Raw genomic sequence first — 19,933 nt, 5'->3', positions numbered from 1 at the left:
TATACAAATAGTACCGGAGATCCGTCTAAGAAGTAGGTGTTTCTCTGCCGATCTGTTAAAAGAGAGGCTGTGGTAGCTTCAAGATAGTATTGATATTCCACAGTTTACCAAAGCGTTTAGCTGTCTGACAAGAGCAAGGAGCCGATGGCAGAGCATAGATTTTTCTTATATTCGTTTGTGCTGGCTACGTTTTTGGAAATTGCTTCTGTTGAGGAGGGGGCTACCACTGAGATTACGAGCTCCCAACAGGCTTTTGAGGGCTTCGGTCTCATGGCATGGGTGGGTGAAACGTGTTATAATACGTGCCAGATGGAGTGTATAGAATACGTCGCCCCCGTCTTAATTAAAATCCTACAACAATCCTAATCAAACAATAGGTGCTGCTAGAACCTTTGTCTAGGAGTTAAATTTTATGAGCAGCGAATTCAATGAAAATGGGAAAGCCGATGGTCGTCGCAAGCCGATTCCTATCTCAATGGCGGCAGGCCCCCATGAGTATGTTCCAGGAGATCAAGAACTTCCAGTTCAGCTCACAAGTGTAGCCGACATGCTGCAATGGGCTCAGAACTGGGCGCGATCAAAATCAGTCTGGCCTCTGGGCTATGGGCTGGCATGTTGCGCCATTGAAATGATGGCTTCGGCACAAGCTCATTATGACCTGTCCCGGTTTGGTTCAGAAGTGTTTCGTTCCAGCCCTCGGCAGGCCGATCTGATGATTGTAGCCGGAACTGTTTCAGTGAAGATGGGTCCACGTTTACGTCTTCTGTGGGAGCAGATGCCCGAACCAAAGTGGGTTCTAAGTATGGGGCAATGTGCGAACTCTGGTGGTGAGTTTTATGATAGCTACTATACAGTTCAGGGTGTGGACACGATAGTTCCAGTAGATATCTACGTGCCTGGTTGTCCACCTCGTCCAGAGGCGCTGATCGAGGGGATTTTGAAGCTACGTGAGAAGATCGCGAAACAAGGTCTCAAAGTGCGCGGTGAGAACGAAATCGAGGTATAGTGTATGCGTGGAATCCTGGAGGGAATGGGTCTCACCTTTGGTCACATGTTCCGACCAAAGGTAACACGACTCTATCCATATGAGAAACCGAAGCTACCAGCGCGTAGCCGAGGTTTGATCCAATTAATCGCTCAGGATGGTCTGAATACAGAATTCAACTTGAAGTGTGAATCTTGCTTGCTCTGTGAGAAAGCCTGCCCTCCTCGTGCGATTACAATCGAGTACGAGCCAATCAACGAATGGAAAGATCGTCCCTGGTTCAAATCCTACATTCGTGATGGCGCAGAGAAGTTTACTCCGCGTAAACTGGCTCCGGCCACAGGTTCCTCGCATGCGGGTTTTTACAAGTCGCGCATCTCTGAGTATGCGGTAGAGTACTTCAACAAGCCTGTGACCCCCTGTGTGGCGATGCCTGTCAAGGATCATCTTGAGCCCGCCATCGATCTGAGTCCCGTTGATACCTTGCTTGTGACATGGTCTCGGGAAGCGAGCGCTCTCCCCGGCTTGCTAGATGCAGTGATGGATCTCTATGGGTATCTGCCGTTGCAAGCGGCCAAGCGGATTGTCCAGGCTCGTGGTGTTGATTTGAGCGATCTTTTTGGAATCGCTACGATGAGTCCGAAGTTTAAACCAGCGCCAGCTCCACAGGGCGTGAAGCGTGATGATCAACCAGCACGCGGATTGGCTCCAAGTAAGCGCGGCGTCTGGGGAAATATTAATCATGTGAGGCAGCCAGATGCCTAAATTTGAACAATCATCTCAGGTACTGCTACGGAGTACCGATACTGATATACGTGCTTTAGGCGAGTATCGCAGCGGCGGTGGATACACTGCATTGGAAAAAGCCCTGCGAGAACTAACTCCTGAGCAGGTCAGCCAGCTAGTCATCGATGCAAAATTGCGTGGACGTGGTGGCGCTGGTCGCCTGACTGGTGAGAAGTGGCGCCTTGTTCGTCAGGCCGAAGATGATCAGAAGTACGTTATTTGCAATGCATATGATGCTGACAGCCGTTCATTGGCTGCCCGCACATTGCTTGAGACCAATCCCCACCAGATCATAGAAGGCATCCTGCTTGCAGCTTACGCTGTCGGTGCGACGGAAGCCTATCTCTTCACTCGTAGCACAACCCCGGGTAGCACTGATGCCATCCAACGTGCTCTAGAGGAAGCTCTGGAAGCCAATCTCGTCGGGCGTGATATCCTCAGCACTGATTTTTCTTGTATCATCAATGTGCTCGGCGTGGATATGGGTTTTATGGGCGGAGAAGAGACGGTCCAGATGGCTCTGATCAAAGGCCGTCGTGGTATGCCGGAGCAGAGACCTCCATTCCCCGCACAATATGGATTATGGGATAAGCCAACAGCTATCAACTCGATTGAGACGTTGGTGAATGTACCTGTGATCGTGCGTGATGGTGCGTCTGCGTTTGCCAGTCTCGGTTCGGAGACAACTGGCGGTACCAAAATCTTGACCATTTATGCCTCGCCAGATAGCGAGCCGAAAGTTGTCGAGATACCCTTTGGTGCCACGCTTCGAGATATCCTCTCGCACGCTGACTTGAATCCATCTGCAAACGATGCACAGGCGATCGTGGTTGGTGGGGCCGAAGGTGGAGCATTGCCTCTCTCTCTACTGGATACTCCCTTCGATTTTGATGCGCTGGAAGAAGCTGGCACAATCGTTGGGTCGGGTATCATTGAATTGCTTCCCCTTGATACGTGCATGGTGGCGTGGTCGCGAGAGCGTAGCGCATATCTTGCCAAAGAATCCTGCGGCAAATGTGTTCCCTGCCGCCTGGGAGTGAAGCGTATCACTGGTATTCTTGAAGGAATTATTAGCGATCTGGGTGTCAATGGCGATCTGGATGTGCTTGATGAGTTTGCCGAATATGTGCCAAATGGTTCGCTCTGCGGTTTTGGCGTGCAAGCCACAAATCCGTTAAAAACAGCTAAACGCTATTGGGCTGAACACTTTACGACACATATTCAGGATTTGCGCTGTCCAACTGGTGTATGCGTGCCGGTACGTGCTCATCGTTTTGTAACGAAGCATGTGCTGCCGTAGTCATATCTTAGGAACTCCGGAAGAGGAAGTACATGGCTATATCAATCCGTGATAATTTCTCGCTCACGACTCAAGGCTCGCAGCCTCCGATGGTGCGTAATGATGTGGGTCAGCCCAGCTTTACTCTCACCATTGACGGTAAGACAATGCAGGCTTACGAGGGCCAGACCATTTTGAGCGTGGCTATAGATAACGGGATTACGGATATCCCCAATTTATGTAATGATGAGAAGTTGGAACCAACATCTGCCTGTCGCATGTGTCTGGTTCATATCGAGGGAGCGGAGCGTCCACTTCCCTCGTGTAACACGCCAGCAACCCCAGGCATCGTCGTCACGACCAATTCAGATGAGCTCTTTCATATTCGGCGCACCAACCTGGAGATGATGCTCTCCGACCACAACGCCTACTGTCAGCCTCCCTGTCAGGTGGATTGCCCGACGCATATCGATATTCCAGGCTATCTGGAGTTGATTGCGCAAGGAGAGATGAAGGAAGCGGCTCGTCTGGTCAAAGAAGTGCTGCCCTTTCCATTTATTCTGGGACTGACCTGTCCTGCTCCCTGTCAGAAAGCCTGCCGACGCACGCTGGTGGATGAGGAGATTGCTATTTGTCGGATGCATGGGCATGCCGCTGAGTCCTGCTTGTTAGATCCGCCTCTGCCTTACGTTCAAGACCCTCCAACAGGTAAAAAAGTAGCAGTTGTCGGTGGCGGTCCTTCCGGCCTGACTGGTGCCTATTATCTGGCTATGCGTGGCCATTATGTCAAAGTCTTTGATATGCAGCCGCAGGCCGGTGGCATGTTGCGCTATGGCATCCCTGAGTATCGCTTACCGAAGGATATGATGGATCGCGAGTTCGCTCAACTTTGGGATATGGGTATTGATTTCCAGGCCAATGTGAAACTGGGACGCGATTTTACCATTGATGATCTGTTTGCTCAGGGCTTTGATGCAGTCTATCTGGCGATTGGCTGCTGGACCAGTAATGATCTGCGTGTTCCTGGTGAAGATGCAGAAGGCGTGGTCAATGCGATTCGTTACCTGGGTGATAAAGTTGAAGGTAAGCCAGTCCCGGTAAAAGATAGCGACGAAGTCATCGTCATCGGCGGTGGTTTTACAGCTTTCGACTGCACACGTACATCGTTACGCCTGGGAGCCAAAGTCCATACAATGTATCGTCGTGGCCGTACTGAGATGGGTGCGACAACTGAAGAGGTTGAAGATGGTGAAGCCGAAGGTACACATCTCCAGCTTTATGTCAGTCAGACGCAAGTCATTTCGAAGGATGGTGTCGTCACTGGCGTAGAATTCCAGCGTAATAAGTTGGGAGAGCCAGATGCCAGCGGTCGTCGCCGTCCAGTACCAGTTCCCGGTTCTGAGTTCGTTCTCAATTGTGATACCGTCATTCCTGCCATCGGTCAGGCAGTTGATACCAAGGTGATCGATGAAGCCTCAGGAGTGAAATGGACCAAGTGGAAAACGGTCCAGACCAATCCCCATAACTTTATGACCGATCGCAAAGGCGTCTTCGCTGGCGGCGACTGTCAGATGGGTGCTAAGACGATCATTGAAGGTGTTGCCCAGGGCAAGCTGAATGCCCGTTCGATCCACTCCTATTTGATGGGCGAGGATATGAACGAGGTAGCTCGTCGTCTGGAACTGGAAGAGCGTCGTCCTGATCTCTTTGACATCGTTCCCTACAAGCCCGTTGAGCCTAAGGTCAAGATGCCGATGCTCCCCTACGAGCAGCGCACGAAGAACTTTGGACTCATCGAGATGGGGTATCTCAAAGAGCAGGCGGAGCGGGAAGCCGCACGCTGTCTGCAATGTGCCTGCCCGGCGGCGGGACAGTGCGATCTTCAGAAGTACAGTATCGAGCATGGTCTGGCCGATAATCGTTTCCATGATGGTGAGCCAAGCGACTATCATGACTACGAGACCGACTTATCCCATAGCTTTATCCTGCGCGATCCCAACAAGTGCATCAACTGCACCCAGTGTGTGCGTGTCTGTCACGATGTGATTGGTCCCGACTGTTATGGCATGTTTGGCAAAGGCTTTGATACGATTGTCTCGACGCCGTTCAATGTCAGCTTGCATGATACCGATTGTGTCTCGTGCGGAGCCTGTGTGCAGGTCTGCCCAACAGGATCGTTGATGATGGCCGAGCGCGAACTGACGCGCTATTCCTTCGCGTTGGATCGCTGTATCTTCTGTGGGGACTGTGTCGAGGTGTGCCCTCACGGTGCTCTGGGAGAGACTCCCAACTTCGAATTGTCCTTCTTCAACCGCTTTGGTGAGGATGTGACGCTGGAGAAGAACGATCTGGCGAACGCTCCCAACTATCTGGTGCGTCAACGATTGCCAAGAGGCAAGAAGGATCTGCCGGTGATGAGTCCTCTGGTGCGTCCATTGCCTGCTCGCTCTATTCGTGATTAAGTAGCAAGCAAGTTGTTATTAGAAACCGGGCCTTTTAATAAGGTCCGGTTTTTGCTTGCCTTTTTTCTCCTTCAATCATTGCGCCTGATTGTGTATAGAGGTTGTTATTTGGATGTCAATGTATTTTATTCGTTTATAAAACTAGATGGGCTGTTGATACGTGTGTAGAAAGTAACATACAAACAATTTATTCTGTTATGTTTGGAGAACTCATTGATGGATATTGGAACCTCTGCTGGCCTGGCATTTTCATCGGGTATTAATGCGTATCTTCCTTTGCTTGCTTTAGGCCTTGCATCGCGCCTCTGGCCGGCTCAGTTTCATGTAAATGCACAGTTTGGCTTTATTACGCAACCCTGGTTTATGATTATTATGGGAATCTTAACTCTGGCTGACCTTTTTGCCGATAAGATACCTGTCTTGGATCATATCTGGGACGTTGTTCATACGGTAATACGTCCTGCTGCGGGGGCTCTGGTGGCGGCAGCCGCTGGTAATCAGACAATGGATAGTACATGGTTGCCTCTCACGTTGATACTCGGTGCTGGTGTGGCAGGTGTGACGCATACCACGAAGGCTGCGACACGGGTGACATCAACCGCTACGACTGGAGGCTGTGCAAATATAGCTTTAAGTGTGGCTGAAGATATTGTGATGCTTTTTAGCGTTGTACTGGCCTTTATCGCCCCACACGTGATATTGATTGGCGTATTGCTGTTTATTGTTGCGTTTTTGATTCTGGTACCACGTATTGTACGGCGGTTGAGGCGAAGGCGTGTTGTGAACGATCCATATTCTGATGTAACCGTACCAGTTCAGCATAATTCATCGGGTCGTTTTTAGGGACTCAGTGTAATATATAACGGGATAGCTAAAGTATCCTCTCCTGCAAATGGTGCTAGTGGTGCCTTGTAGGAGAGGATACTTGCAATCTGCATAGGTATCTTGTCATTCACAAGCATAAAGTGCTACACTCTCACTAATGGGAAACACACAAGCAAAAGAGGGGAAGCGTGCTTCCTTCCATGCATGATTGCAAGGATATCTGCGCAAGTGAAAAAGATGAGGTAAGACAGATAGATGGACAAAACAGCATTAATATCTGAGTTGCAGAAGTTCCGTTTTGGAAGCAAAGTTATTTGCTCTGATGGTGAAGAGGGACACCTCTCTCATGTCGGTGTTGATATCAGTGGTCCGCGTATTGTCACGCTGGGCGTAAAGCTTGGACGGTTCTTCGGTAAAGCAGTCTCCATACCGCTTTCAACCGTGTTAGAGGCTTCGAGTCAGGGAGTAATCCTCTCCATTACGCGTGCAGAGTTAGCCGCTAGCCAGACACAAACTGAGGATGCACGTCTCGATGGACATAGCACTGTTCGTGAGACCGTCTCAGGCGCGCGCGGACCATTGCAGATAGTCGCAGTGCAGCCCCAAAGTGGTGAAATTGCGTATGTGGTTGTCCATTCCCTGCGGGCAAATCAGGATACACTGGTGCGGCAGGAATACATCTCCAAGGTAGAGAATGGTTCAATCAGCGTAAATATTCCTGATGCGATCTTGCAGACGCTCCCGGCTCATCGCTCGGATGAGGATTTACAGCGTGAAGTTGAGGCTGTCCTATTTGATTTCGCTCCCCTGCATGTTGATTTTCCTGGTATGCATGTTCGTGTCCTCGATGGTGTCCTCTATCTTGATGGCAACATTTCCAGTTCACTGCGTGGCGATATTGTAAATGATCAGGTTTCTGGCGTGCCTGGATTACTGGAAGTAAAGAATCGTATGGTTGGCGATGATCTGCTGGCTGCGGATCTGGCGATGGCTCTAGGACGTGATCCGCAGACACGTGATCTTCCGATTGGAGTATATCCACGCCTGGGCATTGTCCGCTTGAGCGGATTTGTCCATAACAAGCAGCAAAGGATCGCCGCTGAGCAGATTGCCAATGACTTTCCTGGTGTACGTTCAGTTGTCAATGAGTTAGTGATCAAACCTCAAGCCGAGTTGCTAAATGTGATGTCTTCTTCCGGGACAGAAGATACAGAGGATATTATTCCCGGAAAATATATTCGCCATACCAAGTAATTATGTCGTAGCAGGTTGTTCTGAGACATTCTAGATGCTCTTTTCAGAAATAATCGGGCATCTTTGTCGCATATGCTGGCCAACTTAATTTTATAAAGAGGATGCATAATGGCCGATTGTCACCACTTATCATGAATGATGACGATCGGCCATTATCTATTAAGATTATTCCGCTAACGCTTGTGCCAGATCGTTGATGATATCGTTAACATATTCAATGCCGACCGATAATCTGATACATCCAGCGCTGATACCCATATTCTCCAACTCGTCAGCCCTGAGCGTGCGATGCGATGAGATGGGGGGATAGCTCACCAGTGTAAAGACATCTCCCAACGATGTGGCCGATGTACAGAGCTGAAGTTTATTGATGAGGTTATAAACAGCCTTCTGCGACTGATTTTTGAGCTCAAAAGAGAGTAATCCTCCGTATAGCTCGTTGTCCATGAGCCGGCTGGCAATGTCGTGGGATGGGTGATCGGTGAGACCAGGATAGTGGACATGTGCTACGGCTGGATGTTGTTGCAAAAATTGAGCCACTTGCATTGCATTACGGCATTGACGTTCGACGCGTAATCCTAGCGTGCGCAGGCCGCGCAGCATGAGATGTGACTCGAATGGACTGAGCATTGCTCCTAATAAATGGCTATAGTCGCGCAACTGGTTGAGTAGCACATTTTTGGAGCTAATAACGATCCCTCCAGTGCTATCTCCGTGTCCACTAATATACTTAGTGGCACTATGTAGCACCAGATCAAAGCCGTGCTCTAGCGGTCGAATCAAGCAGGGTGGGCTGAAGGTACTGTCCACGATCGAGACAGCTCCCACTTCACGTGCTACCGCGCTGATCGCATCGAGGTCAACAACTTTTGTCAGCGGATTAGAAATAGTTTCGACATAAATCACATCAGGCTCTTCTTCTCTGATGATGTCATAGATCTTAGGCTGAGAAAAATCGCTGAGAATAAGTTGTGTACCATTAGTGGTAAATACTTTGCGCAATAATGTGATGGTTGGTCCATATAAGTCTTTAGAGACGACGATCTTCGTGCCTGTGGTAAGTCCTGCGGCGAGTAGAGAGGCATGGATGGCTGCCATCCCAGATCCAAAGGCAACTGCACCCACTCCACCCTCGACCCGCGTTAGCGCCTCCTCAAAGGCATTGGCGTTGGGGTTGCCTTGCCGCGCATAGACATAGCTTGGATCTCCAGTGGCTGTCTTACCACTGAAGGCCTGATCAAGCGCTTCAATATTTTCATGTGTATAGGTTGTGCTGGCATAGATAGGGCGCACTGTCGGATTTCCACTCCCGCTGGCTCCCAGTGCTGCCTGACGACCACCATGGACGAGTAATGTCTCAATATTCCAATCAGGCAATTGTGGCGTGTTTTGCTGTGTCATACGTATCCTTTCGCTTTGAGGAGATGGCTTCCGGTGTCTCATATATATTCTTCCCATGTTCTGGAAAGAGACAAATCAACCAGCTTGTCATATGATAAATAATCGCAATAAGGCATGGTATCAGCTAGGGGGTGCAGATACGATTGAGATAACGTAAGCTCTCTAATGTCTCCTGGATGGTTGGCAATCCTGCCAGAGTGTCAACTATCTTTTGCTCATAGAGTGCGTTGTATCGATCTGCCAGTACGATTGCGGGTAAAAGTGTCCGAGTTGCTGATTCCCACTGGGTATACCGCTTGATGGTATTGCCCTGAGCATCAGAAACAAGTGCAAAGGGTAGACGCATTTCTTCCTGCGTTTGCAGGTTGATGAGTACTGTATCTACGCTGATAACGAGAAGAGAGCATTGCTCTTCGCGAAACTCTGCATACTGTTGCGCGTAGCTGCGGAGTAGATCGTGGGCTTCGCTGGTTGTTGTGCTGTTGATGAAGAGTAAGAGGAGATGCTCTCTTTGTTTATAATCCCAGGGACTGTGGGGCATACCATCGGTGCCGGGAAGCGTGAACGTTGGGATGATCTGCCCTTTTTCCAGGATTGGACAATGAGGTTGATCTGTATGTGACATGGTTTTCCTCAAAATTTGCTTACTTATTGATTGATCTGTCTGGCCTTTGCTTTTTCATCCACCATTATAGCGTATCTTTTGCCCTTTTCATATAGCTAGTTGATCTACCATTCATATGTTTTGGGGGACAATTCATGATTAGAAAGGTGCGTCGTTCTGCTATTTTTGTAAAGGCCAGGGCTGTACAAAGGATAAAAAGTGCAATTTTTTGCCAGGATCATTGCACTATCTTGAAACCTTGTCAAATACCTGATTTGCTTTTATACTAGCCGATACAGATAAAATGTTTCTACCTTTGTTGGAGGGGAATGGTGATGCAACAAGCGCAACGTGAACAATTAGAGCATGTCGGAGCTGTTATCGTCGTGGGAAGTGGCAAAGGAGGGGTGGGGAAATCAACAGTCAGTGTGAATCTGGCTGTATCGCTTGCTCGGTTGGGGGCTCGCGTTGGCCTGTTGGATGGCGATGCCTATGGTCCGAGTCTGCCTATGATGCTCGGTGTACGTAAACGTAGTGCTGGCAAATATGAGGCTATTCTCCCTCTGGCTGAACAGAAGGATCTTCCTACTGAGCGCAAGATTCCCCCCTTACTCCGTTACGGCATTAAAATTATGTCGATTGGCTTTTTTATTGGAGAAGAACAGGCTGTGGCGCCCCTGCCTGATGCGCTTGGTATGCTCATTCGTCAGATGCTTTATTCTGTCAATTGGGGGGTGCTGGATTATCTGATTATCGATCTGCCCCCAGGAACGAGTGAGCCACAGGCCACATTGTGTCGTGAACTTCGTCTGGCGGGAGCGATTCTGGTGACAACGCCTCAGGATATTGCACGTATCGATACCGCAAAGGCGTTGACGATGTTTCGGCATGCAGCTGTGCCTATTTTAGGGGTTGTCCAGAATATGGATAGCTTGCGCTGTCCACATTGCGGGGAAGAGATTGCTATTTTCCCTGGGAGTGGTGAAAGTCGTTCACAATTGGATGACTTGCCCTGCCTGGGACGTATTCCTTTCGACCCTGTAACTGTGCTGCATGGAGACAAGGGATATCCAATTGTAGTGAGCCTGGCAGGTTCTCCCGTTGCGGAGGCATTTTCTCAGGTTGCAGAGCAGGTCGTGTTGCAATTGGCACGCGCCGCTCAGGCGTCTGAGGATGTTCAAGCAGAGGATATTGAGGAGGGAACGAATGAAGGAGAAGCTTAAAGGATTGCTTGCTGGTATTATTTTTCGTCTGATTGCAGTCCTGACACTGGGCCAGATTTCACCTGTTTTGAGTGCTTGCGTGATCATTGAGCAGGATGGCAAAATTCTTCTGGTTGAACGTAGCGATGGCCTTGGTTATACTATCCCTGGCGGCATTGTGCGCTACAAAGAGACGGTTGAGGAGTGTGTCAGACGCGAGGCGCAAGAAGAGACAGGGTATGATATCCAGATAACGAACATTGTGGGTGTCTATTCGTCTATCGATCGTGATCCGCGCTTTCGCGCCGCTTCAATTGCCTATAAAGGCTTTATCCAGGGTGGCGTTGAGCATGGTTCTAATGAAGGTCGGACATGCTGGTGCGAACCTGAGGCTGCTTTAGGCCATATGGCGTTCGATTGTGAATCTATGCTCAAAGATTATTTTAGGGGGCATCAATGTCTTTCCTGAGCGCATCTATGGTATAGTCAAGGAGATAATTTAATCACGCATGCTCTGTCAGTCACCGAGAAGACGTGAAGCATTTCTCGGGCTGGCACGTACTCATTGATAAGGAGCTCATTTTATGCCTATCTGCCCGATTTGTGATGATACGGGAGTGCTTAGCTCTGATTCTACACCGCCGCGCTTTTGCTATTGCGCTGCTGGTAAGCAATCTAGACGACAGTGGGAGGCCAGTAATGCTTCTGGTTCATATCAACAGGGAGCGATACCTCGCCCGGCCAGTTTTATCGATATTGCTGATCTGGATCAGGTGAACGCGAATGTTGATGCCATGCGAGCATCATTGCTTGGTTCTTCGACAGGTGCCCGGTCTGCTACCAGCAAACATCCAGAGATACAGCTCCTTTATCGGGTTGGACGTGGTGGACACGAGGTCACTATGTCCGAAGCGGCTCAGCTACAGGATTTAGCACAAGCTCTTGAAGATTTCCTGGAGAATCTCTCATCCCTGGGACGAAAAAGAGGTTAGATGATGAGGGGATGTTGGAGATGATCGCATGCTAGCATACATGTTTATATGGTTAGTAGCTATCACTCTCCAACACACAGAGCGTACGCAGCTCTCTTGCAGTTACTCGCTTTTTGTACCAACATGAATAGCGACAATGCCACCATTGAGATAGTAATAACGAACATCGCTCCAGCCAGCCTTTTCCATGATTTCTTTTAAGAGAGGTGCCTTGGGAAATGTGGTCAGCGAATTGGGGAGGTAGTTGTATTCTTCAAATGCCTTGCCTAGAATCGTACCAAAGAGCGGAGCCAATTTATAAAAGTAAAGATAAAACAGTGTTCCGAACACTTTTCCTGGAGGATGGCTAATCTCTAAACAGACGGTTCGTCCACCTGGACGTACAACCCGTAGCATTTCGCGAAACCCCTGCTCAATATCTGTCAGATTGCGGACCATAAAAGCAGAGCAACAGCCATCGACGCTGTTATCGGGTAAGTCGATATGCTCGGCATCGCCGACGCGAAGCTCAATGCGATCCTGCAATCCTATGCGTTGTAGCTTTTTGCGACCTTCTGCCAGCATCTCTGGAGTAATATCCATGCCAATCATTGAAGTGCCCGGGCCGGAACTACGTACTACTTCAATTGCCAGGTCACCCGTGCCGGCTCCCAGATCGAGCCCTTTTTCACCACTGGCGAGTGCCAGATAATGTGCGGCACGTTTGCGCCAATGGCCATCCAATCCCAGGCTCATCAACTTATTCATGAGATCGTAGATACCGGCGATACGCCCAAAGAGCTTTTGTACGTAGGGGCGCTTGCCCCCAACTTCTCTAAACTTTTCTTCTAAGACAAAATTTGTTTTCATACTTGTTTCCACTAACGTCTGCGTCTGATCACAAAATCGATCAGCTCATCCAGCACATCGCGATCAGGCGATGCTGGAAAATGATAGAGTGCCTCGCGAGCTTTTTCTGCGTAGGTATAGGCATCTTTCTGAGATAGCTCAATACCATCGCTGTTACTGACCCAGGAGACCACATCAAGAATCTCTTTTTCGTCGTGATTGGCACCGTTTAGCAACGCCTGTACCTGTTGCTGATAATCTCCCGTTAATGGAGACGCCTGCAGCGCATAGATCAAAGGCAATGTTACCATCCCCTGACGTAAGTCGTTGCCAGCTGGTTTGCCAATCGTGGTCTGGTCTTCTGTATAGTCAAGGATATCATCGATGATCTGGAATGCGATACCTAAATTTAAGCCATAAGCATAAAGCAGGTCAACTTGCTCATTCGTGGCATCGCTGAGAATCGCACCACCCTTTGAACAAGCTGCGATGAGGCATGCCGTTTTATTTTTAATCTTTTCGAAATACGTGTCAACTGAGAGGTCGATACGTCCTGAAGTCATCATTTCGAGAATGGTGCCTTCACTCACAGTGGCGACGGTATCGGCGAAGAGATGTTCAATCCGTGTGTCTTCGATGTCAGCGATCAAACCGGAGGTTTTAGCGAGATAATAGTCTCCCAGGAGAATAGCAATCTTATCGCCCCATAAGGCATTGACGGTTGGATTGCCACGTCGTGTGGAAGCCTCGTCAATGATGTCGTCGTGGATAAGTGTGGCGAGATGGACCATTTCAAAGGCGACACTTAATTGTAATAAGCGATCGAAGCGATAATTATTCAGCTTTCCTGCCAGTAAGGTTAAAGCCGTACGCAAGCGCTTGCCAGGTGATGCAAGTGCATGCATCGAAGCTGAATTGAGGATCTCCAGACCGGATGTGGCTCTTTGTTGAAAGAGCGTATCCACTTGATCCATATCAGATTGGATGCCTGCGAATAACCGGCTCAACGTGGCCGTGGTGTTCATAAGGATTCTCCATTTTGCATATGTTCTGGCACGTCTCCAGGTGATCTCTGATAAATTCTGTCCAGACAGAACGTCTCAAATGATTACTACATACACTGCTGTTCTTCCGTCGCAATGAGTAGCCTTCCCTTTCTGATTATAACGTGCCTGGCCCATTGTAGGGTAGGGTAAACTCCGCATTTTCCTATCCAGAGTGAGCGGAGACCTGCTTGCTATGATTACTATGTGTCAGACGTCGTATCTACTTCAATCAGGTCTTCCTGAACATATCCAGCTGTAAAATTAAACTCATCAAGAGCCTCAAGGGCTGAGCTGTATTCTGTCCAGGATAAGCGACGATTGAGTACAGGATCATTGACAGCTTTCCACGCGGGGAAATATTGATCCATCAGACTAATTGGTGTATCAGGTCCAAGCTCATCTGCGATCCAGTGCAGAACCTCGCGGGTTCCTGAAACATCTTCGGGCATTACAAGGTGCCGTATGAGTAATCCGCGCCGTGCAATGCCCTCTTCATCTAATTGGAGAGGACCAACCTGGCGATACATCTCTCGCAATGCTGTTTGATTATAATCGACATATTTAGGCATTTTTGAGGTACGTAACGCGTTTTTATTATCCGAATACTTCGAATCGGGTAGATAGATATCTACTACGCCATCCAACAGCTTGAGCGTTTCCAGGTTTTCATAACCCGCGCAGTTGTAGACAAGCGGCAAACGTAGCCCCTTTTCACATGCTACCACAAGCGCTGCCAGAATTTGTGGTACAAAATGTGTTGGCGTGACGAGATCGAGATTATGGCAACGTTTTTTCTGTAGATAGAGCATCATATCAGCCAGGCGCTCAGGACCAACACGATGCCCTAACCCACCCTGGCTGAGTGAGAAGTTCTGGCAGTAAGTACAGCGTGCCTGACAGTATCCAAAGAAGATTGTCCCTGCGCCACGTGTTCCGCTGATGGGAGGCTCCTCGCGACGATGCACATTCCAGGAGGCAACAATTGCCTCTGTACCAGAATGGCAGACGCCAGTTTTGCCTGCGGTACGATCGCAGCGGCAGTTTTGCGGGCAAATAGTGCAGCTCCGCAAGACTTCCCAGGCGGTAGCGGCACGCTCTGCTAATTCGCCGGTTTCATAAAGGTTAAGATAACTGGGATATGACATACTAGCTACTCCGGTGCCATCCTGATGGCACCCATCGTTGCATTGTTATTGACTGTTCACAAAATGTGTCCAGTTGATAGACTGGACACATACAAAAAAACATGGAGCACGTCAGCTCATTAAGATGTGGGCCAGGTATAGCCCTTTTGTGAGGGCCTTGGACCACGAACGCGTGGCTTTTTTTCCTCACCGTTCTCTGCAACTTTTTTTGTTTTCCGTGCTACCGGTCGCCGTGCCTGTTTCTTTGGCGCGGCAGATGTGTCAGTTTCCCCTGTATGAGCTGTTGGATCTACTTCGGTGGTAGCTTCTCCAACGGATTGCTTGATCTGGTCAACTGGCAGACGCGTCTCTTCTTCCGGGACATTGACCTGCTCAACAAGTTGACTTGTATCTTCATTGATTGCAGTCCAGAACTGAGCATTTTTTCGCTGTGCTGGGCGAGGACCTTTCAGTACACGTCCATCATCTAATTTCGTCACATGTCGTTCAGGCTTTTCTTCGGTGCGCGGGCGAAAATGAGAGTTTCTTTCAATCGGCTGCTCATTGCGGTTGGGAGTTTCCTGGCTATCGAATTGTTCGTAATCGCCTTCAAACTGTTCATTGTATTCCTGGCGACGTTGAACATCACGGGCCTGTCGCACTTCGGGACGACTAAGCCAACGTGGATTAGGTTCCCGTGGTGTGGTGTCCTGTGGTGGCCTGGTTTGATTTCCGCGGTGCGAGTCATTGCGACCGCGTTGAGGATCTCTCTCCGGGCGCTCATAACGGGCGGCTCCGCGTGTACCAGGAGTATTTCCTTCAGGTCCACGTTGATAAGAAGATCTCCCACCAGGGCCACGGGAAACTGGCCCGCGTTGGAAAGAAGGTCGATTATCCTGTCCACGGGAAGCAGATCCATTCTGGAAAGAAGGTCGTCCACCTGTACCGTGAGAAGCGGGTCCGCGCTGGAAGGAAGGTCGATTATCCTGTCCACGGGAAGCGGGACCACGCTGATAGGAAGGTCGATCATTAGGCCCATGAGAAGCAGGTCCACGTTGATAGGGAGGTCGATCATCCTGCCCACGTGAGGCGGGGCCATTCTGGTAGGAAGATCGTCCACCTGCGCCATAGGAAGCGGGACCACGCTGATAGGGAGGTCGACTGTCTTGCTGCCCTCTTGGGTTAGATCCATTGCCTGTAAAAGGACGACGATTGTCAATGCCAGGCCTATCCGCACCATTGCCATTGTATCGATTGGGGTTTGAGGAGTGGGAGTTTGGCCCTGCTTGATTGCCATAAGGACGATCAGAATGCTGAGAATTGTTTCTGTCGTAATTGCCCTGACCTTGACCGTAAGGTTTGCGACCGCCTGATGTCTGTTGGGAGGAATAGCCATTACGCTGATTACTGCGCCAATTATTGGAAGTGGATTGGGATTGTCCATTTGAACTGCGTGGATGATAATCCGCATGTGTTCGATTGGCTCCATTTTCCCAGGCGCGATCTACCATTTCTCGATTGAGGCGAGGCCGAGCTGGACGTGAAGACCGCTCGTCTCCTTGTCCCTGTGGGTTCGGGGATGTGTTGCGGGATGGTGGACGTGAGCCATCTCGTCTTTGCTTATTGAATTCTCTGGTCATGTTTCCTTTCAATGTCAAGCGCTATGGGGATGTACTGATTAAAGTAGTGGTCAGATCAGCAAGATCTTTAAAGAATGCCTCCCGTTGGTCATTCTGCATCTACTCTGAATGCCTGGCGCATCGCGCTCCGCAATGCCTGATGTACCGGGGCGCGTTCCTACTAGTATACCACAAATCCGTTTTGTGCTACTACTCTCCATGTGTGAGTGCGTGTTCTCTGATAATAGAGCGTGTAAGAGTAAAGAAAATGCGCTGAAAGGAGATTGAAAGGAGGAAAAGTGAAATACATTCAATCCGTCTCTTCACTTTTCTCCTTTGTTATGATGATTGTGACATGTAATTACATGTGATATCTGTAATTACATGTCATATAAGGCGCCTGGCGCAGTGCTGTCAAGCGTTGCCGCCTATTTTAAGAAAAAGCGATAGCCAATCATTTTATAGATAAGTCTGGCGGCCAGAAAATCTGCGCGTGCCTGTCCTTCCATAGGACAAAGCTCAACTACATCCATCCCGACGATCGTTGTGCGTCGGCAGATCTCCTGGAAGAGATCAAGCACTTGATACCAATGGAGACCACCTGGTTCAGGTGTGCCAACTGCGGGCATTTCACCAGGATCAAATGCATCCAGATCAATTGTGACGTACGTATGCTTGCCCAGGCGCTCCCAGGGAATACGTGCGTTTCCTCTGGCCATTTGATAGGCCCAGACAATTGCTACATCGGGTTTTGTTTTTAAAAATTCGACCTCTTCTTGACTAAAGCTGCGGATGCCTATCTCCAGGAGCGGAATGCCCATATCTACCACACGGCGTTCGATCGATGCGTGCGAAAGAGGGGTTCCCTCATATTCATCACGCAAATCGCCATGAGCATCGATATGTACCACGGTGAGATCAGGGTATTGTTCATGAACCGCCGCGATCACAGGAGCCGATAGAGAATGCTCGCCGCCCAGAGTCAGGGGGATCAAGTTGTTACTCAATGCCTGACGAACAGCATCGCCTGTGGCTTGGAGAGCGGTTGCATGATCCATGCCGTTGTAATCAAGTACGGGATAGGTATAAACACCAGCCTCGATAGGATAGCAATCGAGCTCTTCATCGTAGAGCTCCATCTGACTGGAGGCATTCAAAATAGCTTGTGGACCCATATGCGTCCCTTTCATATAGCAAACGCTGTATTCTAAAGGGGCGGGAATAATCGCGATGCGAGCATTTTGGGGATCACAGTAAGGAGCATCAGGTGCTGCAAATTGGTGAATCAACTCATCTTCCATGGAGAACAGTTCCTCATATCTTATCTTCAGTGTGCTGTCAAACGCTGTGCTTGTATTGATGTAAGTGGCAGTTGAAAGGTGTATTGTATATCAGGTCTGTGGCTTTGCCTATATTAAAAGCAGCGTTGGAGGAGGGAGCGATGTCAGGGATAGGATATAGATACAATGCGTGTGATGTAATAAAAAGTGAGGTCCTTTCCTCTATAATCAGGTAGGTACCTCACACCCCTGTATCAGGAGTGAGAATAACTGCGAAGATACACTTCGCTTTTCTCTTGTTGCCCTTATCGCACCCCCAATTTAGCCAGGCGGCGTGCTTCCATTGCCTGCTCGTAGCGTATGGGATCTGGCTCTTCTGGGCGAAGTGAACGTGTGGCTCGTACTACAAAATGAGCTTCGACATCATCGGTTTTGAATATCTCTTTGGCGAAAGCAATCGCATCTTCCTGACTGAACTCTTTGCAGGAGCAGATATCGATATCTACTTCGCCATACTCAGGCCAGGCATGGAGGCTAATGTGACTCTGGGCAATGACCACAAAACCAGACATACCAGCGTCCAAAGGATTCGACGTATCAATATCGTACAGATGCACGGGACTTACTTTTTCCATAGCTACCTGTTCTGGTAGCTCGTTCAGCGTTCGACGCAAGAGATCTCCATCAGATAAAATGTCACGATCGATGTTATAAAGTTCTAGCATCAAGTGAACTAGCATCGCATTTTCCTCCTACTATATATTCGACAGTGCAGGTTAGTATCACATTCAAGATGCGGGTTGCTTAGAGCAGATTCCCGCTGCGCAAATTTTCTGCACACTGTTGGCTATTATATATTAATTGTCAAGTTAATACAAAGGAAAATGCGAAAAATCCACCTGATGAAAAAAATAAATTCTACCTAATGCCAATAAGCAATCAACCTAATGACCATATTATGCTCAATCTAAACATCATAGATATCATTATTAGGTAGAAGGCTGCTCTAATGACGAGCTTGTGTGCCACTCTCGTAGGCGCTTTTCAGCTCTTTGAGTAGATCTTCTCGCCTGATGAATAGCTCTCGGCGGGGACGAGGCTGCGCTTTGCTTACCGTATAAGCAGTAAGCAAGGGTAGAGCGATAGTAGAATCGCCATAAACGACGACAGCATCCTTGAGCTGAGCCGGTTTGATTTTGCCCCACGAGACTGCTTCAGATGGTGTGGCACCGGAAAGACCTCCCCAGTGAGGCGCATCGGTCGTAACCTGAATAAAGAAGTCATGTCCACCTTTTTGAATGCCCAGTACTTCCCACAACTGTGGCTGTGTCTGTAAGTAGAAGTTTTTTGGACTACCACCCCCTAGAATAATCACGCCGTTACGGGTAGCATTATGCACAATCGCTGTTGTCTCATTGACGTCAGCCAGAGTATCCAGAGTCAGAGCGTTGCCATCTAGTGCGTGGCGAGCAACGTTCATCCCAATCGAAGAATCGCCAGGGGAAGAGGTATAGATTGGGACGTTCCAGGCGGCTGCCTGAGCGAGCACGGAGTATTCTGGCCTGACACCGGCTTTTAAAAGTTGTTTGCCAAGATGATTGTGTAACTCCGAGGTCGAAATAGGGCGATTTGGTAAACTGTACAGGCTTTCGCGCACAAAGGCATCGGTATCCAGCAGCACTTTATCGTCGAAGAGAATATCGTAGATGCGAATAACCCCTTCTGCTTGTAGCCTGATATCATCCAGTTGGAAATCTCCCCGATGCAAAGACATTGCCAAAGCATGATGCATGTCATGATACAGATTAGCACCCGTGCTGATAATGAAATCGATAAAGCCATATTCCATCAATGTCAGAATGCAGCCTCCCAGACCCGCAGGAGTTAACGCACCCGCTATTGTCAGGCCGATGGTCACATCCAGCTCTGGATCGAGCATACGCTCGGCGTAGAGGCGTGCAGCTTCATTCAGGCGTGCTCCATTGTATGCCTGAAACTGTTCATCGACCAACTCTGCTACTGTCATATCGGGACGAACACGGTGGGGTAGTATTTGGGGTCCACTTAATAATCCATGATTAGTCATAATGAGTTGTAATCCTTTCTCTGTGTAGACGCATAAAACACCTTATACTATACCCGAATTTGTCCCGCTTAGTACAATTGGATTCTTTTAATAATCGCTGCATGCAAATGTTTTTATGTTACTATATTTAAATATAGTAACCATGTTCGTTATCGCAAGA

Annotated in this window: 18 protein-coding genes; 9 read left to right on the top strand and 9 right to left on the bottom strand. The window is 48.9% G+C overall.

Annotated elements, in window-relative coordinates; all coding sequences use genetic code 11:
- Window positions 1-412 precede the first annotated feature (412 nt).
- From AC27N8_RS16830 to AC27N8_RS16805, 6 genes are all read left to right on the top strand, one after another.
- Window positions 413-1,006: an NADH-quinone oxidoreductase subunit B gene (locus AC27N8_RS16830; protein WP_487068550.1), complete on the top strand. Its 594-nt coding sequence runs from the start codon at window positions 413-415 to the stop codon at window positions 1,004-1,006.
- Window positions 1,007-1,009: 3 nt separating this feature from the next.
- Window positions 1,010-1,750, top strand: a complete 741-nt coding sequence (locus AC27N8_RS16825) for a hypothetical protein (RefSeq protein WP_487068549.1) — start codon at window positions 1,010-1,012, stop codon at window positions 1,748-1,750.
- Window positions 1,743-3,071: a complex I 51 kDa subunit family protein gene (locus AC27N8_RS16820; protein ID WP_487068548.1), complete on the top strand. Its 1,329-nt coding sequence runs from the start codon at window positions 1,743-1,745 to the stop codon at window positions 3,069-3,071. The genes AC27N8_RS16825 and AC27N8_RS16820 overlap by 8 nt, the downstream gene beginning before the upstream one ends.
- A 32-nt stretch (window positions 3,072-3,103) precedes the next feature.
- Window positions 3,104-5,512 carry an FAD-dependent oxidoreductase gene (locus tag AC27N8_RS16815; RefSeq protein WP_487068547.1) on the top strand — a complete coding sequence of 803 codons (2,409 nt, stop codon included), beginning with the start codon at window positions 3,104-3,106 and terminating at the stop codon, window positions 5,510-5,512.
- Between the two features lie 216 nt (window positions 5,513-5,728).
- The gene (locus AC27N8_RS16810; RefSeq protein WP_487068546.1) at window positions 5,729-6,355 is read left to right on the top strand and encodes a DUF4126 domain-containing protein; all 627 of its coding nucleotides are present in this window, start codon (window positions 5,729-5,731) and stop codon (window positions 6,353-6,355) included.
- Between the two features lie 237 nt (window positions 6,356-6,592).
- A complete protein-coding gene (locus tag AC27N8_RS16805; RefSeq protein WP_487068545.1) occupies window positions 6,593-7,591 on the top strand; it encodes a BON domain-containing protein in 999 nt (332 codons plus the stop codon).
- A 165-nt stretch (window positions 7,592-7,756) separates the two neighbouring features.
- Here AC27N8_RS16805 and AC27N8_RS16800 read toward each other — a convergent pair whose 3' ends face one another.
- Together AC27N8_RS16800 and AC27N8_RS16795 are read right to left on the bottom strand one after the other, a co-directional pair.
- Window positions 7,757-8,992, bottom strand: a complete 1,236-nt coding sequence (locus AC27N8_RS16800; RefSeq protein WP_487068544.1) for a trans-sulfuration enzyme family protein — start codon at window positions 8,990-8,992, stop codon at window positions 7,757-7,759.
- Between the two features lie 124 nt (window positions 8,993-9,116).
- Complete coding sequence (locus AC27N8_RS16795; RefSeq protein WP_487068543.1) at window positions 9,117-9,617, bottom strand: peroxiredoxin family protein; 501 nt, start codon at window positions 9,615-9,617, stop codon at window positions 9,117-9,119.
- 314 nt (window positions 9,618-9,931) lie between these two features.
- Between AC27N8_RS16795 and AC27N8_RS16790 the strand changes: the two genes are divergently transcribed.
- The 3 genes from AC27N8_RS16790 to AC27N8_RS16780 all read left to right on the top strand — a co-directional run bounded on the left by AC27N8_RS16790 (window position 9,932) and on the right by AC27N8_RS16780 (window position 11,790).
- On the top strand, window positions 9,932-10,819 hold the full coding sequence (locus AC27N8_RS16790; RefSeq protein WP_487068542.1) for a P-loop NTPase: 888 nt from the start codon (window positions 9,932-9,934) through the stop codon (window positions 10,817-10,819).
- The gene (locus AC27N8_RS16785; protein WP_487068541.1) at window positions 10,803-11,267 is read left to right on the top strand and encodes an NUDIX domain-containing protein; all 465 of its coding nucleotides are present in this window, start codon (window positions 10,803-10,805) and stop codon (window positions 11,265-11,267) included. Before AC27N8_RS16790 ends, AC27N8_RS16785 begins: the two co-directional genes overlap by 17 nt.
- Before the next feature lie 115 nt (window positions 11,268-11,382).
- Complete coding sequence (locus tag AC27N8_RS16780) at window positions 11,383-11,790, top strand: hypothetical protein (protein ID WP_487068540.1); 408 nt, start codon at window positions 11,383-11,385, stop codon at window positions 11,788-11,790.
- A 102-nt stretch (window positions 11,791-11,892) separates the two neighbouring features.
- Here the strand turns inward: AC27N8_RS16780 and AC27N8_RS16775 are convergent, their stop codons facing one another.
- The 7 genes from AC27N8_RS16775 to AC27N8_RS16745 form a co-directional block, all read right to left on the bottom strand.
- Window positions 11,893-12,639, bottom strand: a complete 747-nt coding sequence (locus AC27N8_RS16775) for a ubiquinone/menaquinone biosynthesis methyltransferase (RefSeq protein ID WP_487068539.1) — start codon at window positions 12,637-12,639, stop codon at window positions 11,893-11,895.
- A gap of 11 nt (window positions 12,640-12,650) precedes the next feature.
- Window positions 12,651-13,643, bottom strand: coding sequence for a polyprenyl synthetase family protein (locus AC27N8_RS16770; protein ID WP_487068538.1), 993 nt, complete (start codon window positions 13,641-13,643; stop codon window positions 12,651-12,653).
- Window positions 13,644-13,864: 221 nt separating this feature from the next.
- Window positions 13,865-14,809 (bottom strand): radical SAM protein, encoded by a 945-nt coding sequence (locus tag AC27N8_RS16765; RefSeq protein WP_487068537.1) that lies wholly within the window; start codon window positions 14,807-14,809, stop codon window positions 13,865-13,867.
- Between the two features lie 119 nt (window positions 14,810-14,928).
- Window positions 14,929-16,428 carry a hypothetical protein gene (locus tag AC27N8_RS16760; RefSeq protein WP_487068536.1) on the bottom strand — a complete coding sequence of 500 codons (1,500 nt, stop codon included), beginning with the start codon at window positions 16,426-16,428 and terminating at the stop codon, window positions 14,929-14,931.
- A 407-nt stretch (window positions 16,429-16,835) separates the two neighbouring features.
- Window positions 16,836-17,708, bottom strand: coding sequence for an agmatinase (gene speB, locus AC27N8_RS16755; RefSeq protein ID WP_487068535.1), 873 nt, complete (start codon window positions 17,706-17,708; stop codon window positions 16,836-16,838).
- Window positions 17,709-17,992: 284 nt separating this feature from the next.
- Window positions 17,993-18,427, bottom strand: coding sequence for an S-adenosylmethionine decarboxylase family protein (locus tag AC27N8_RS16750; protein ID WP_487068534.1), 435 nt, complete (start codon window positions 18,425-18,427; stop codon window positions 17,993-17,995).
- 266 nt (window positions 18,428-18,693) lie between these two features.
- The gene (locus AC27N8_RS16745) at window positions 18,694-19,773 is read right to left on the bottom strand and encodes a homospermidine biosynthesis protein (RefSeq protein WP_487068533.1); all 1,080 of its coding nucleotides are present in this window, start codon (window positions 19,771-19,773) and stop codon (window positions 18,694-18,696) included.
- Window positions 19,774-19,933: the final 160 nt, after the last annotated feature.

The organism is Dictyobacter sp. Z7_2 (genome assembly GCF_057551105.1).
The sequence above is the reverse complement of the archived record's forward strand: the minus strand, read 5'-3'. Positions and strand labels throughout refer to the sequence as shown.